At 49.4% G+C, this 12,452-nt stretch carries 15 protein-coding genes; 7 read left to right on the plus strand and 8 right to left on the minus strand.

Going from position 1 to position 12,452, the window contains the following annotated elements:
• Positions 1-99: 99 nt before the first annotated feature.
• The 4 genes from KNO91_RS10875 to nhaC all read right to left on the minus strand — a co-directional run bounded on the left by KNO91_RS10875 (position 100) and on the right by nhaC (position 3,976).
• Positions 100-1,185 carry an MFS transporter gene (locus tag KNO91_RS10875; RefSeq protein ID WP_251126633.1) on the minus strand — a complete coding sequence of 362 codons (1,086 nt, stop codon included), beginning with the start codon at positions 1,183-1,185 and terminating at the stop codon, positions 100-102.
• Between the two features lie 150 nt (positions 1,186-1,335).
• The gene (locus tag KNO91_RS10880) at positions 1,336-1,848 is read right to left on the minus strand and encodes a type 1 glutamine amidotransferase domain-containing protein (RefSeq protein WP_026824537.1); all 513 of its coding nucleotides are present in this window, start codon (positions 1,846-1,848) and stop codon (positions 1,336-1,338) included.
• 82 nt (positions 1,849-1,930) lie between these two features.
• Positions 1,931-2,515, minus strand: a complete 585-nt coding sequence (locus KNO91_RS10885; RefSeq protein WP_214817913.1) for a DNA-3-methyladenine glycosylase — start codon at positions 2,513-2,515, stop codon at positions 1,931-1,933.
• A gap of 84 nt (positions 2,516-2,599) precedes the next feature.
• Positions 2,600-3,976: a Na+/H+ antiporter NhaC gene (gene nhaC / locus KNO91_RS10890; RefSeq protein WP_214817915.1), complete on the minus strand. Its 1,377-nt coding sequence runs from the start codon at positions 3,974-3,976 to the stop codon at positions 2,600-2,602.
• A gap of 217 nt (positions 3,977-4,193) precedes the next feature.
• Here nhaC and queC point away from each other — a divergent pair, with 217 nt between their 5' ends.
• The 4 genes from queC to queF are packed head-to-tail and all read left to right on the plus strand — an operon-like array spanning position 4,194 to position 6,485.
• Positions 4,194-4,838 carry a 7-cyano-7-deazaguanine synthase QueC gene (gene queC, locus KNO91_RS10895; RefSeq protein ID WP_015880476.1) on the plus strand — a complete coding sequence of 215 codons (645 nt, stop codon included), beginning with the start codon at positions 4,194-4,196 and terminating at the stop codon, positions 4,836-4,838.
• A complete protein-coding gene (gene queD / locus KNO91_RS10900) occupies positions 4,835-5,293 on the plus strand; it encodes a 6-carboxytetrahydropterin synthase QueD (RefSeq protein ID WP_015880475.1) in 459 nt (152 codons plus the stop codon). The genes queC and queD overlap by 4 nt, the downstream gene beginning before the upstream one ends.
• Positions 5,275-5,985 carry a 7-carboxy-7-deazaguanine synthase QueE gene (queE, locus tag KNO91_RS10905; protein ID WP_214817917.1) on the plus strand — a complete coding sequence of 237 codons (711 nt, stop codon included), beginning with the start codon at positions 5,275-5,277 and terminating at the stop codon, positions 5,983-5,985. The genes queD and queE overlap by 19 nt, the downstream gene beginning before the upstream one ends.
• An 11-nt stretch (positions 5,986-5,996) precedes the next feature.
• Positions 5,997-6,485 carry a preQ(1) synthase gene (gene queF / locus KNO91_RS10910; RefSeq protein ID WP_015880473.1) on the plus strand — a complete coding sequence of 163 codons (489 nt, stop codon included), beginning with the start codon at positions 5,997-5,999 and terminating at the stop codon, positions 6,483-6,485.
• A gap of 30 nt (positions 6,486-6,515) precedes the next feature.
• Here the strand turns inward: queF and KNO91_RS10915 are convergent, their stop codons facing one another.
• Positions 6,516-7,172, minus strand: a complete 657-nt coding sequence (locus KNO91_RS10915; RefSeq protein ID WP_214796073.1) for a TVP38/TMEM64 family protein — start codon at positions 7,170-7,172, stop codon at positions 6,516-6,518.
• Between the two features lie 111 nt (positions 7,173-7,283).
• On the opposite strand from KNO91_RS10915, the gene KNO91_RS10920 reads away from it, so the two are divergent.
• A complete protein-coding gene (locus tag KNO91_RS10920) occupies positions 7,284-7,781 on the plus strand; it encodes a hypothetical protein (RefSeq protein ID WP_214796071.1) in 498 nt (165 codons plus the stop codon).
• 26 nt (positions 7,782-7,807) lie between these two features.
• On the opposite strand, the gene KNO91_RS10925 is transcribed toward KNO91_RS10920, so the two are convergent.
• The 3 genes from KNO91_RS10925 to KNO91_RS10935 all read right to left on the minus strand — a co-directional run bounded on the left by KNO91_RS10925 (position 7,808) and on the right by KNO91_RS10935 (position 9,668).
• Positions 7,808-8,299, minus strand: coding sequence for a hypothetical protein (locus KNO91_RS10925; protein ID WP_214796069.1), 492 nt, complete (start codon positions 8,297-8,299; stop codon positions 7,808-7,810).
• 87 nt (positions 8,300-8,386) lie between these two features.
• Positions 8,387-8,845, minus strand: a complete 459-nt coding sequence (locus KNO91_RS10930; RefSeq protein ID WP_353047464.1) for a GNAT family N-acetyltransferase — start codon at positions 8,843-8,845, stop codon at positions 8,387-8,389.
• A 58-nt stretch (positions 8,846-8,903) separates the two neighbouring features.
• The gene (locus KNO91_RS10935) at positions 8,904-9,668 is read right to left on the minus strand and encodes a TrmH family RNA methyltransferase (RefSeq protein ID WP_214796065.1); all 765 of its coding nucleotides are present in this window, start codon (positions 9,666-9,668) and stop codon (positions 8,904-8,906) included.
• A 221-nt stretch (positions 9,669-9,889) separates the two neighbouring features.
• Here KNO91_RS10935 and KNO91_RS10940 point away from each other — a divergent pair, with 221 nt between their 5' ends.
• Both KNO91_RS10940 and KNO91_RS10945 read left to right on the plus strand, forming a co-directional pair.
• Entirely contained in the window at positions 9,890-11,518 is a 1,629-nt protein-coding gene (locus KNO91_RS10940) for a PTS transporter subunit IIBC (protein WP_214817919.1), read from the plus strand.
• Positions 11,519-11,570: 52 nt separating this feature from the next.
• Positions 11,571-12,362 carry an endonuclease/exonuclease/phosphatase family protein gene (locus KNO91_RS10945; protein ID WP_214796061.1) on the plus strand — a complete coding sequence of 264 codons (792 nt, stop codon included), beginning with the start codon at positions 11,571-11,573 and terminating at the stop codon, positions 12,360-12,362.
• Positions 12,363-12,452: the final 90 nt, after the last annotated feature.

The following is a 12,452-nucleotide window of genomic DNA, read 5'->3' on the forward strand; positions in this document are numbered from 1 at the left end:
TTTCTTCTAGATTGTTCTCATCATACACTTCTCATCATCATCTTTCGTCCGTCTTAAGACGTAAAAACAGGCATGGCTTATGGCCCATGCCTGTAGTGATTACGGGTGAGTCGCATGAACGATCCAAACAACGACCCCAATGATTGAAAACGCCAAAAATAGTGACCCTGTCGTCCCTATGATAAAGACAACCCCAAATAAGAGGATACCGAGATGCCATAACATCGACACGGATGATTCTGTCGTCGCTCGAATGGATGAAGGGACCTGATGGTGCAACAGACCGTAATAGAGTGGCTCCATCGTCCCATAGAGAAGAGCCAACAGCCCCATCACACCAATCCCGATTGGATTCGGGAATAGCCCGATGACAAGAAATCCACCACCCATCATCCAACCGAATCGTTTCAACCAACGTTCTGATGGTGCAAAACGTGCGATGGTTCCTGCGAACAGTTGCCCAGGCAACTGAATCAAGAGTAATCCGCTTGAAATGACACCGAACCAATAAATCGGAACGGACACATCGCGTGCGTATAGTTGCCAAAACTCATCGATAAAGTTGAAGGCGGATACCGCCGCCAAAAAGCTGATTGTGACATGCCGAAGTGATTTGTTCGACCAAACGAATTGAAACCCTTTGAACAAATGCCGCCACGTCAAACGCTCTTCCATCTCTCGTTGCGTCGGTTCGACGAGAAATTGGCTACAGACGGTCGCAATCAATAGACTTACGATGGAGAGCTTGTAGTTCCAGTCCAAAGGAAGGTACTGAGCCAACACACTTCCGCTCAATGCCGCTGTAACAGCTGACAAGATTCCAATCGCGTTCAACCTTCCAAGTACCTGTTCGAATGACGAAGCGTCATGACTTTCCTGTAACGATTCATACAGCAAAGCATTCTCTGCCCCACTTCGAATGACTGACCCAACGGCTGAACAACTGATGGCGACAAAGAAACCGGTGAACGTGAACGAATACAAGATGACGACAAACGACAGCCACTCTAATCCGACACCGATTTGGACGAGTCGACGCCGTGCCGTATGGTCCGCCCATACGCCAGTCGGTACTTCTAGCAGTACGATGATGAGCGCATACACCATCTCTAAATAGACGACTTCCTGAATGGTGATTCCTCGTGATTCCCAAAATAGACGTTCAATTACGTAAGCAGGAATCAACCCTTCAAACCAACGAACCCACCCTAATCGGACAACGTTTCGACGAACTTAACTTGGAGAACGTGCTCGTTTTCGCATTTGAATCTCCTCCTTACCTTTCTATTCCCGAAAACACAAAAAAACCACGAGATTCATCCCGTGGTTGACGTGTTATTTCAATAAGTTGAGAATCTCGCGATTGAACGCCGGGATATCGTCCGGTTGACGGCTCGTCACGAGTTGGTTCTGACAGACGACGACTTCTTTGTCCGCATACTTGGCCCCAGCATACTCCATATCGACTTTAATCGATTTGTAGCCGGTCGCGTCACGACCTTCTAGCGTCTTCGCCGTAATCAACAGCTGTGGTCCGTGACAGATGGCAAACACAGGTTTCTTCGCGTCCATGAATGCTTTGGCGAACGAGACGAAACGCTCGTCTTCTCGCAATAAGTCAGGTGAGAACCCACCCGGTAAGAGAAGGGCATCGAAATCTTCTGGCGATACGTCATCAATCGATTGATCGATGTTCACTTTCGCCTCGCCTTGCTTCCCTTCTACCGTGTTGCCTGCTTTCTTCTCGATTGTCACGACGTCATGCCCCGCATCCACTAATGCGTCACGAGGTCCCGTGAATTCTACATCCTCAAACATATCTGTAATGAGCGTTGCTACTTTTGCCATTTCAAAAACACTCCCTCTGTTTGTTTTATGCACATAGGGACTGTTCCACTGGCATGAATCACTTAAACATCACTGCATGCATTCAACGGAACTTCGAGACGTACGGATTGTCGCGTTCAAAAAAACGATACGGGTAGTCACGCGCCTCGCCTGTATTCGGAATGCCGACGCGAGGACCCGCCTCGACAACGATTCCTGTCTCACCTTCAGCGATGTAGAGCGGGTCTTGTTGGAACGAATGTCCGTATAAATCCATCGTGATTCCTAACGCTTTCGTCAACTTACCAGGTCCGTTCGTCTGGTCATATCGCTTCACCCCAGGACGATTCACCGCAATGGAAGTCTGCCCTTGAATCGGCTCAACGGCTCGAATCAAGACGGCTTCCGGTGTGCCCACCGGACCACTGACAACGTTCAGGAGCGTGTGTGTATGCATTTGATACGTGTACACATGCCCGGGTTTTCCGAACATGACTTCTGTCCGCTTCGTTCGACGTCCTCCGAAACTATGTGCCGCTCGGTCGATGGCACCGAGATAAGCCTCTGTCTCGACAATCTTCGCGATGATATCACCTTCCGGATGTCGCCTCACCAAATATTGTCCGAGCAAGGCACGTGCCAAATCGAGTGTCGGTTGTTCATAAAATGCCAAATCGAGCCGCTTCATGGTTCCACCTCCGTTTTTCCTATTTTCTCAAAAGTCATATGGTGCATACAAAAAAGATGCCCTGCATAGCAGGACACCTTGACATTATGATGCGATTTTAAGTGATTCACGTTGCTTCCCCAATCGGATGTATCCCAAGATGACAGAGAAGACCGGGCTGAGCCAGAGGAAGAACGCAAATGGTGCGTACTCCAATACAGGTACACCGAGTGTCGCTGCGAAGAATGCTCCGGAGACACCCCATGGAATGAGCGGGTTGATCACAGTCCCGCCATCCTCAAGTGCCCGTGACAAATAGCGTGGGTCAATCCCACGATCGATAAAGCCTTGTTTGAACGCCTGACCTGGCAAGAGAATCGACAAGTACTGTTCTCCTGCGAGCAAGTTGACACCGATCGAGCTGAGGACGACCGAGAGAACCGAGCTTCCTGGTGATTTCAAACGCTCGAGCAACGATTCAACGATTGCTTGGAACACACCGAGTTCACGTAACAAGCCACCGAATGCGAGGGCGATCAAGACGAGACTGACCGACCAGAGCATCGACTCAAGACCACCACGATCGAGCACCGTCGCAATTGTCTCATTCTCTACACCTGACTTGAATCCAGACTGCATGACACCGAGCCAGTTCGAGATGCTCCAGTTGCCCTGAACGAAACCAGCCGTCAACACACCGGCAAACATTCCGACGAGCATCGTCGGCAAGACCGGCATCCGGCGGAACGCGAGCACTGCGACAAGGACAGGAGCGATCAATGTGAGCCACGAGAGGTTGAAACGTCCACTTAATGCGGCTTGCGCCTCTGCGATTTGTGTCGTGTCAGCACTTTGACCGCTTCGACCGAGGAACGTGAATAAAATCAGTGTGATGATGAACGCTGGAATCGTTGTCCCCATCATGAAGCGAATGTGATCGAACAATTTGACGCCCGCCACTGCTGGCGCAAAGTTTGTCGTGTCCGACAATGGGCTCATCTTGTCTCCGAAGAGGGCCCCCGAGACGATGGCACCTGCAGCGAGCGCTGGCGAGATTCCTAGTGCCGTCCCGATTCCGAACAAGGCGACACCGACCGTTCCGACTGTTGTAAACGCACTTCCTGTGAATGTCGATACGATCATCGTAATCAATAAGACACTCGGTAAGAACCATTCAGCGGAAATTGTATTTAAACCGATAGAGAGGATCGTCGCGACCGTCCCGGACATTTGCCATACTCCGATGAGCATCCCTATCAACAACAAAATCAACACCGGCATGATGGCTTCACGAATCCCGTTGATCATCGCCGTTTCAATCTGTTTGAAGTCGCGTGAACGATAATACGCGTATCCACCTACCATTACCATTGTGCCAAAAATCGCCATATGTGGCGTCGCTTTGGCCAAAAACATCAGTGCGAGCAAGGTGATCCCGCTCATCAACACGACGAATACAGCTTCTTTTCCTTTCATCTGCATCGACGTCCCCTCCTTTCGTTATATCCTGATTATTTATTATTTCGCCTAACCGCTTAAACGCTTTTATGCACAAAAGCATGTCAGTGATGTTTTTTACTATACTCGCTTCCTTTCTCCCTGTCAAACGCCTTTTTATGATAAATTATATGCTTGAGGGTGACCTCCGGAGTTCGTAACCTCCTCCGACATCAAAACTAGCGAAAAGGAAGTGTGCTTCATGCAACACGAAAAAGCATTGGTCGTCTTTAGTGGTGGCCAAGATTCAACGACTTGTCTATTTTGGGCAAAACAACAATTCTCCCATGTGGAGGCGGTGACGTTCGCATATGGTCAACGCCATGATGCGGAAATCGAAGTCGCAAAAGAAATCGCGGCAGAACTCGATGTCCCACACCACATCCTCGACTTGTCCCTACTCGGACAACTCACATCAAACGCGCTCACGAGACACGATCTCGACATCGACAATGCGGACGTCCCAAATACGTTCGTCGATGGACGCAACCATCTCTTTTTATCATTTGCGGCCGTCATGGCCAAACAACTCGGTATGCATCACATCGTGACCGGTGTATGTGAAACGGACTTTTCAGGTTACCCGGATTGCCGAGACCAATTCATTAAATCACTCAACGTGACACTCAACTTAGCGATGGACTATCCATTTGTCATCGACACACCGCTCATGTGGCTCGATAAAAAAGAGACGTGGGCACTCGCCGACGAGCTCGGTGCATTTGACTACGTCAAAGAACGCACGCTCACTTGCTACAACGGTGTCATCGGTTCAGGCTGTGGTGAATGTCCAGCGTGTAAGCTTCGCCAAAACGGACTCACAGCTTATGAGGAGGTGCGCGTATGAAACATGCTCCGTTCCTCGCCCCAACCAGTGTCGAATCGAAACAAGAAGGGTCGCTCATCTATTGCCCGCATCGCGTTCAAATCGTCAAAGAAGTGACGTTCGATGCGGCGCACCATCTTTTTGATTATGACGGCAAATGTCGTGCCCTCCATGGTCATACGTATAAGCTCCAGATGGGTGTCAGCGGCTTTCTCGACAATCGCGGCATGACACTCGACTTTGGTGACTTGAAAAAGATCTTCAAAGAAGAGCTTGAGCCTTATCTCGATCATCGCTATTTGAACGAGTCACTCCCTTATATGAATACGACTGCAGAAAACATGTGCTATTGGATTTTTGAACAGCTGGCGACGCATTTACCGAATGAACGAGACGTCCGTGTCGAGTTCGTGCGTCTATATGAAACGCCGACGTCGTACGCAGAGTTCCGCCGTGAATGGTTGGTGGAATCGTGAAAATCCCAGTTTTAGAAGTGTTCGGACCGACCTTCCAAGGAGAAGGACGTGCCATCGGGCAGAAGACGATGTTCGTCCGGACCGCCGGTTGCGATTATCGCTGTTCGTGGTGCGATTCCGCCTTCACATGGGACGGTTCAGAAAAACCGGACATGTTGACGGCCGACGAGGTGATTGCACGCCTTGACGCACTTGGCATGTACGATTACGTCACCATTTCCGGTGGTAACCCGCTCCTGATTGCGGCCATGGAAGACCTCGTCGTGAAGTTGAAAGAACGTGGCGTCACACTCGCCGTCGAGACACAGGGCAGTCGTTATCAGGACTGGCTTACACAAATCGACGACGTGACCCTCAGTCCGAAACCCCCATCATCCGGTATGAAGACGAATTGGGAACAACTGGACGACATCGTCAATCGATTGCGCCCGGAACAGACGACATTTAAAGTCGCCGTCTTCGATGAAGTGGATCTCGCCTATGCGAAAGACGTGCAGCAACGCTATTCACCGGACGTCATGTATTTGTCTGCCGGTAACCCGGAGCCCGGGGCTGATGGAGACATCACCGATGCCCAGCTCCGTCGTTTAAAACAACTATGGGAAGACGTCGCACGCGACCCATCGTGGCAAAGCGTCCGCGTCCTGCCACAACTACACACATTACTGTACGCCAACGAACGTGGCGTGTAAGGAGAATAATCATGAGACCAGAAGACTTACAAGACCTCTCGCTCCTAGGACAGAAGAGCGTCCCTTATATTTTTGAATACACACCAGACGTCCTCGAGGCGTTCCCGAACCGTCACCCGGAGAACGACTACTTCGTCAAATTCAACGCACCGGAATTTACGTCCCTGTGCCCGATCACGAACCAACCGGACTTCGCAACCATCTACATCTCGTATATCCCGGATGAGAAACTCGTCGAGTCGAAGTCGTTGAAGTTGTATTTGTTCAGCTTCCGAAACCACGGTGACTTCCACGAGAACTGCATCAACGTCATCGGGAAAGATCTCGTGAAATTGATGGAACCGCGCTATCTTGAAGTGTGGGGGAAATTCACACCACGTGGCGGTATCTCAATCGACCCGTACTACAACTACGGAAAACCGGGTACGAAGTACGAAAAAATGGCAGAACATCGCCTGTTCAACCATGACCTCTACCCTGAGACGGTCGACAACCGTTAATCGAAAAGTAGGCGCTCCAAACGGAGTCGCCTACTTTTTTTGATAGCGATGAATCTGTCGTTTGATCGGTTCACGGAACACGGTCGCGATGAGCGTCAGCACGAGCATGATTCCGAACGCCAATGCAATCAGCGTCCAATCTCCGCTCGCGATGCTGCTTCCGAGAAAATTGTTCGCGAACGCCCCAGGAATCATACCGACGACGGTCGCAAACAGATAAGCTGGTACTTTCACTTTTGCCAACCCGGAAGCATAGCTGACCAAATCGAAATTGACGAGTGGGATGAGACGTAAGATGAGTACATAAAAGAATCCGTCCTCTTCGATTTTGTGCTGAATGGCTTCATAGTTCTTCGATTCGAAGTGATGCAAGAAACGATCGCCGAAATAGATGGCCACGTAATACGCGACGAGAGCACTCAGTGTCGCCCCGATGACGGTATAGACGACACCCGGTAAGATCCCGAACGCCAAACCGCCGGCGACCGATAAGACGGACGTCGGAAACAGGATGAGCGGACGCACGGTGAACAAGAGGATGTAAATTAAAGGAGCTAACCAACCGAATCGAATGATATAGTCCCGGATATCGCCTGGACTGACATCAATCCACTGGTAAAGGAACGTCGCCGTCCCGAACAGGAGTAGGACGAGTGCAATCATCCATTGTGCTTTCCATTTCTTCATCGTCCCTCCTCCTTTCTATTTTGTTTTATTCCCGCAATCTGAGATGTCATCCATCTTTTTTCAGTCACCTTGATATGGTACGGTTAGAGAAAGCAGAAGGAGGAAATCGATATGAACCTTGCAGATGCCCTAACGTTAAAACAGTTGCTCCATGAGCAAATCGATACATTGACCGAAGAGATTGAACACGTGGCATTCATCTCGCTTCAAGCGAATGAGTCTATTCCGACGATTCAGTCCCGTTCGCTCCAAGACATCGAGATGGAACTTGAACACATCCGGTTAGACTTACGTCAACTCGACCGCTTGATTCAAGAGGCGAACGTCCGAGCCGTCGTCGAAACGCATGACGGTCCACTCCCGCTCGTAGAGGCCATCGAACTCGCCATTCAGTTGCGTGTCCAGGCGAAGCTTTATGAAAAACTGTCACTTCGTCCGAAGAAAGAATATGTGCATGGGGTTACCGTGATTAAACACGCCTTATACGATCCAGAGCTTTATCGCTTGAAGGCACGCGATATTAAAAAGCGCGCTATTCGAATCGAAAGTGCCATTCAGGCCGTACGCTATCAGACCGACATTGACTTTGATGCTTCACGATATATGTAAAAAAGCGAAGGAATCCCTTCGCTTTTTTACATATGGTCATGGTGGTTGTGGTGGATATCATGATGACTCGATGAAGAAGAACGTCGACGTGGCGGTGCTTCGTCAGCAAATTTTTCCCCATCTAAAATGCCGAGACGCTTGTATTGGCGATCAACCCGCTCTTTCGTCTCTTCGCGAACGGATCTCGACTCCATCACCAATTGATAGCACCCGAGCGCGACACGGAACGGTTCCATCCGTGTCCGTTCAATGGAGAAGGAATCAACACTCTGTAAATAGTCTGCCAATCGCTCGGCCGTGTCATCGTCTGGATCATCGGCGAGCTGCGAGGCGAATCGTTGCAAGTCTTTCAACGTGCTCGATGTTTTAGAATGATGAAAAATCGTTTTAACGAACGCAAAAATAATGAGACCGAAGATAACCATGAACACGATGGGAAACACAGCGAACACTCCGGTAAAGAATGAGTCCCCCATGGAGTCACTAAACGGATCTCCTCCAAATCCAAAAACTGTCATTTCAAATTCCCCCTTTTTCTTTATGTACGTTCATTCAGTCGAATCGGTTTCACCAAAAAACCGCGATCATTCGACCGCGGCATCCATTCAACTGTTCAATTGTTTCTCCATCATGATGCGTGGCTCGCCATCTTCTGTGTAGGCGCCCATGATGTCATATCCGCAAAGGAGGTTCAAGATGATGACCCCTTTGTTCGTATTGCGCGCTTTCGTCCGAATCGAATGGAACCCTTGCGCTTCGACCCATTCGAGTTGCGTGTCCATCAGCTTGCGACCGATGCCATGCTTTTGAAAGTCTGAGTGTACCCCACCCGCCCAGCTATAAAATCGATAAGGCTCTGCCTCATAACCGATTTTAAAACCGACCAATTGCTCTTCTGAGAAAGCTAAGAGCACTAACGGGTTAGCGTGTCGATACAGGCGTTCTTTGAAACGCAACTGATCGAGATCGCCATACAGCGTGCGATACAGTCGGAAGAAATCCTCTTCAAAATCTTTAAAGTTGTTCGTCACATCTTTTACGATAAATGAACTCGTCGTACTCATCGTGCCATCCCCTTTCAGTTTCTGGACAAAGATTCCGTACGTCTGTTCTTTTCGCCGTTCATTCCGAATTTCCTGTCTCCCGTTCGAAAGCCGTGACACCTTTTTGTTTATAAAGCCCGAGCGTACGCTTCGGTAAACTCTTGACCATCCAATCTTTGAAGATGCGCGCTTGATCCTCGACAGGCAGTTCATAGCCATCCGTCACGATATGGCGTGACCGTGTCGTAACATCATATAAGGAGATCGCAGCGGCGACTGAGATGTTCAAACTTTGTACGTATCCTTGCATCGGAATGACAAAGTTTCCGTCCGCCTTGTTGAGCGCCGCCTCCGAAACGCCGCTATGTTCATTCCCAAATAGAAGAACCGTCGGCTTCGACACATCCACCTCTTCGAGCGGGATTGCCTCTTCGCTTAATGCCGTCGCATACACTTGATAGCCGTCTTGTTTTAAAGCATCAATCGCTTCTTCAATCGACCCGTGTTCCACGACGTCCACCCAACGGTCGGCACTTTTTGCGATAATCGAGTTCGGTTTGAACTTCGCTCGCCCTTCGACGACGTGTAAGGTTTGTACCCCGAACGCATCGGCCGAACGCAACACGGCGGATTGGTTGTGCGGATCGTCCACACCTTCCGTCAAAATCGTGATATGGTTCGTTCGTGTATTCAACACTTCATACATCCGTTTGATACGGTCTGGCATGAGCATCTCATATAGAGGAAGATCGTCTTCCTTCAACACGCCCTTCTGTAATAACTCTTCTTTTAATTCAATCTGCTCATCCTTCGTCAAAGCAGATGTAGTCTGTCTCCAACCCATCTTTCTCGCTCCCTTCAACCTATCATATTGTAGCTAGATTCGATTCGGCTGACAAGTTCGCCTCATACATGTTGTTTCCCATCAAAGAATGAAAACAAATGAAAATAGGGAAAACGGTTGCATGAATTTATGCAATCGATTACAATCATTTATGCAAGCGATTGCACTATTGGTAAACACAAAAATAGATAAAACTCCCTCACAGGAAGGAAGCGTATAGCATGAAACAATTGATCTCATTCGATTTCTGGCAAAAACTCGGTAAGGCCTTGATGGTCGTCATCGCCGTTATGCCAGCTGCCGGTTTAATGATTTCCATCGGTAAATTGATTGGAATGTCAGCCGGAGATGTCGGTATTTTATTAACAACAGCTCGCATTATTGAAGATTTAGGTTGGGGCATCATCGTCAACTTACATATCCTCTTCGCAGTCGCGATTGGTGGTTCGTGGGCAAAAGATCGTGCAGGCGGTGCGTTCGCAGCACTTCTCGCCTTCATCTTGATTAACCGTGTCACAGGTGCCATCTTCGGTGTCAACGGTGCCATGCTTCAAGATCCGGAAGCGACAATCGAGTCACTCTTCGGTGCAAACCTTGTCGTCGCTGACTACTTCACATCTGTACTCGGCTCACCAGCCCTCAACATGGGTGTGTTCGTCGGGATCATCGCCGGTTTCCTTGGTGGTGCACTATACAACCGTTTCTACAACTTCAACAAGTTACCGAACGCCCTCTCGTTCTTCAACGGAAAGCGCTTCGTACCATTTGTCGTCATCCTTGGCTCAGTCGTTGCTGCCATCGTTCTATCGATTGTATGGCCAACAATCCAAGGTGCGCTCAACAGCTTTGGTGAGTGGATCGCCACATCACGTAACACGGCACCAGTCCTCGCCCCGTTCATTTACGGCGCGCTCGAACGTCTCCTCTTGCCGTTCGGTTTACACCACATGCTCACGGTTCCAATGAACTACACGGAGCTCGGTGGAACATATACGATTTTAACAGGCGCAACAGCAGGGTCGGTCGTTGCCGGGCAAGACCCGCTCTGGTTGGCATGGGTGACGGATCTCGTTAACTTGCGTGCTGCTGGTGATACAGCTGCATACAATGCTCTTCTCGCTGATGTCGTTCCTGCCCGCTTCAAAGTCGGTCAAGTCATCTTGTCATTCGCTGCTTTGATTGGTGCCGCGTATGCGATGTACCGTAACGTCGATGCTGAGAAGAAAGCACAATACAAGCCGATGTTCTTGTCAGCTGGACTCGCTGTCTTCTTGACAGGTGTCACGGAACCAATCGAGTTCATGTTCATGTTCGTGGCTCCAGTACTTTACGTCGTTTACGCACTCATGGCAGGTGCCGCTTTCGCATTGGCAGACATCATTGACCTACGCGTCCATGCTTTCGGTGCGATCGAACTATTGACGCGCATCCCGATGATCGTCAAAGCGGGACTTCTTCAAGACTTGATCAACTTCGTTCTCGTCTCTGTAGCGTTCTTCTTCCTCAACTTCGGTGTGTTCAACTTCTTCATCAAGAAGATGAACTTGCCGACACCAGGACGTAACGGAAACTACATGGAAGAGACGACAGAGAAGTCATCTGTGACAGGTAACGAACAAGTCATGGGGATTATCGCACTTCTCGGTGGGGAAGAAAACATTGAAGATGTCGATGCATGTATGACTCGCCTTCGCGTGACTGTCAAAGACGTCACACTCGTCTCTGACGAACAAGAATGGAAGAAAAATGGCGCCATGGGTCTCATTGTGAAAGACCGTGGAGTCCAAGCCATCTATGGCCCGAAAGCCGACGTATTGAAATCAGACATTCAAGACGTCATCGGTGCATAATCTACTGGCCAACTCGCTCGAGAGTTGGCCTTTTTTCTAAAGGAGGACTATCGTGAATATCTTAACGCTCAATTGTCACGCCTGGTTAGAAGACCGTCAACAAGAGAAAATCGATGCCATCGTCGAACGCATTGCGAGTGAAGAGTACGATCTCATTGCGCTTCAAGAAGTCAATCAACATAAAGAGGCCCCCCTCATCTATGGGAATATCCGCGAGAACAACTTTGCACACGTCCTCGTCGAACGTCTGAAAGAGTTGGACGTCCACTACCATATGACATGGGATTTTGCCCATTACGGATATGATATTTATGAGGAAGGCGTCGCCATCCTGTCACGTAAACCGTTCCTATCAACAGAATCGTTCTTCGTATCAAAGACGACGGACCCAGACAATTACAAGTCCCGCAAGATTGTCAAAGCCGTCATCGAAGGAGCAGATGCTCCGACGACCGTCTACTCGTGTCACCTCGGGTGGTGGCATGACGAAGAAGAACCGGTGAAACATCAACTCGATGAACTGCTGCGTCGCGTCGAGCATGACGACCATGCGCTTCTACTCGGCGACTTCAATAACGATGCTTTCCTCCGAGGAGAAGGATACGATTATTTGATGGAGAACGGACTCCAAGATTTGTTCCATCTTGCGACCGAACGCGAAGGTGATGCGACCGTTCAGGGGAAGATCGCCGGATGGGATGAAAACAAGAAATCGCTCCGCATCGACTTGATGCTGACGAACGCCCCAATTCACGTTTCACGCCATGCCGTCGTCTTTGACGGAGAGAACGGTCCTATCGTTTCTGACCACGCCGGTGTCGAAGCGACCGTGTTTTGGCGCTAATTCACCTTTTTCTTCCTAGTTGGGAGAAAAGGGTTTTTCTTTTGGAGAAAATCTTGTAACGTGATAGAAGACTGATGTCTAACTACTAAT

Source organism: Exiguobacterium sp. s59, assembly GCF_018617475.1.
Lineage (GTDB): Bacteria > Bacillota > Bacilli > Exiguobacteriales > Exiguobacteriaceae > Exiguobacterium > Exiguobacterium aestuarii.

Bases quoted from the DNA above. Each gene is read 5' to 3' on its own strand.
- KNO91_RS10940 (WP_214817919.1), top strand. From the start codon at position 9,890: ATGAAACAATTGATCTCATTCGATTTCTGGCAAAAACTCGGTAAGGCC.
- KNO91_RS10915 (WP_214796073.1), bottom strand. From the start codon at position 7,172: ATGAAGAAATGGAAAGCACAATGGATGATTGCACTCGTCCTACTCCTG.
- KNO91_RS10935 (WP_214796065.1), bottom strand. From the start codon at position 9,668: ATGGGTTGGAGACAGACTACATCTGCTTTGACGAAGGATGAGCAGATT.
- queF (WP_015880473.1), top strand. From the start codon at position 5,997: ATGAGACCAGAAGACTTACAAGACCTCTCGCTCCTAGGACAGAAGAGC.
- KNO91_RS10925 (WP_214796069.1), bottom strand. From the start codon at position 8,299: ATGACAGTTTTTGGATTTGGAGGAGATCCGTTTAGTGACTCCATGGGG.
- KNO91_RS10885 (WP_214817913.1), bottom strand. From the start codon at position 2,515: ATGAAGCGGCTCGATTTGGCATTTTATGAACAACCGACACTCGATTTG.
- KNO91_RS10880 (WP_026824537.1), bottom strand. From the start codon at position 1,848: ATGGCAAAAGTAGCAACGCTCATTACAGATATGTTTGAGGATGTAGAA.
- KNO91_RS10920 (WP_214796071.1), top strand. From the start codon at position 7,284: ATGAACCTTGCAGATGCCCTAACGTTAAAACAGTTGCTCCATGAGCAA.
- nhaC (WP_214817915.1), bottom strand. From the start codon at position 3,976: ATGCAGATGAAAGGAAAAGAAGCTGTATTCGTCGTGTTGATGAGCGGG.
- queE (WP_214817917.1), top strand. From the start codon at position 5,275: ATGGTTGGTGGAATCGTGAAAATCCCAGTTTTAGAAGTGTTCGGACCG.
- queD (WP_015880475.1), top strand. From the start codon at position 4,835: ATGAAACATGCTCCGTTCCTCGCCCCAACCAGTGTCGAATCGAAACAA.
- KNO91_RS10930 (WP_353047464.1), bottom strand. From the start codon at position 8,845: ATGAGTACGACGAGTTCATTTATCGTAAAAGATGTGACGAACAACTTT.
- queC (WP_015880476.1), top strand. From the start codon at position 4,194: ATGCAACACGAAAAAGCATTGGTCGTCTTTAGTGGTGGCCAAGATTCA.